Annotated in this window: 1 protein-coding gene and 1 pseudogene; one reads left to right on the top strand and one right to left on the bottom strand. The window is 40.7% G+C overall.

Annotated elements, in window-relative coordinates:
• A pseudogene (locus tag H5162_RS21045) lies at positions 1 to 111 on the bottom strand (transposase); the annotation flags it as partial.
• Between the two features lie 845 nt (positions 112 to 956).
• On the opposite strand from H5162_RS21045, the gene H5162_RS21040 reads away from it, so the two are divergent.
• Positions 957 to 1253, top strand: a complete 297-nt coding sequence (locus H5162_RS21040) for a hypothetical protein (protein WP_182779444.1) — start codon at positions 957 to 959, stop codon at positions 1251 to 1253.
• Positions 1254 to 1443: the final 190 nt, after the last annotated feature.

Below are 1443 nucleotides of genomic sequence, written 5' to 3'. Positions count from 1 at the left end.
GCCAGTAAAACGATCTTCGCCACATAGATAGGCTCGACGTACGCACCTAGAAATACAATGATAGTACTTTGTATCAGCCAAACTTATCTGACGCTTTCTCGCAATAGCCATGTGACAACCTGCTCGTTTATTGTGCTAATAATAAAATTAGTACGTAACTGATACATTGCAAATCATAAGATGGGTGTCTTCTTAGCACCCGCATTCTTAGCACCCGCACCATGACGCTAAGCCTTGTGAAGCTAAATAGTCATTGCCTAGCGCAATATTAATTACTTTTGTTTTTGAGCTTCGACAAGGGCCTTCGCTTCCAAGCGCCTACTTTTGGTACTGGTGATACCACAGGCTATGGCGAGTCGTTCGCTAACCCCCTCCAAGCGTTAGCGCGGATGCGTGTTTATCAGATCTCCCCCTTTTTTACCTATAAAGAACAGGTGCATCGACTTTCTCTGCACAACTGCATCATTTACGGTGGTAGTTAGATCACATGACTTCGCTATCTTGTGCTAGCTCGTCTCCAGCCTACGCCTCATATGATGTTTTTGTTCATCAGCTCACATTTATTTATCATAAAGAATGCTAGCGGCTTCCTCCAGACTATCTCTCGCGATTTAGCTCTTGCCATTCGCGAGTGTCTATCGTTTAATAACAGTATGTTATTTAAACGGTGATCTTCCTACAGAGGACTTTCACCTCATAAGTCAATGCCCATGTCGGGCGTACACAAGTTGCTGCACTCGGAAAAATTACTCGCTGCGCTCCTAATTTTCCGGTGAGCAAGGCGTTGAGGCTTTAGAGTTACTCTTTTTTAAGAAAAACAGCTTGTTTTATGGGTTCCAAATGTATTACCTAATACTTTAAAAACGCTTAACGTTGATTTCAGGAGCTCGTTTTTTGAACCGTTTTGGCTGTTGGAGTTGTTCTACAGCCTCGTTATAACTACAGGAGGTTTGGGCATGAATACTGATCCAGAATTAGGAGATAACATTGATGCACTAGATACTTTAGCTGATATGGGGTATTTAAATAAAGAATCACCAGCATATGGTATTGCTCAACAATGGCTTCATGAAGGTGAAGATACTTTATCTTGTAAACAGCTTTTCTTATTTAATAAAGAAATTCGTCCGGTTATTGGTAAGTCGTGTGGTGTCTGCGGTGAGGGTATTGAGCTTAGTGCATTAGCAAATGCATACAGTGAAGGTAAGATGCTTTGTAGTTATCATATGTATCAATTCCAAAAAGACGATTAGTAGCAAGTAGTTATAAAAAGAACTTCAAACGGAACAAAAACAGTTGGTTAGGTTCCGCTTAAGTTGGCGTTGAGGCTGTAGAATTACTCTTTTTAGGAACTGGTTCTACACAATTGACTTGATTGTTTTTTGACCTTGAACCCACAGGGTTACTGTGATCTAATAGATATTATTCACCCACGGTAAATTG

It is taken from the genome of Pseudoalteromonas sp. SR41-8, assembly GCF_014163915.1.
GTDB lineage: Bacteria > Pseudomonadota > Gammaproteobacteria > Enterobacterales > Alteromonadaceae > Pseudoalteromonas > Pseudoalteromonas rhizosphaerae.
Note: the sequence above shows the minus strand (reverse complement) of the source record. Positions and strands in the feature narration are given on the sequence as shown.

Bases quoted from the DNA above. Each gene is read 5' to 3' on its own strand.
- H5162_RS21040 (WP_182779444.1), top strand. From the start codon at position 957: ATGAATACTGATCCAGAATTAGGAGATAACATTGATGCACTAGATACT.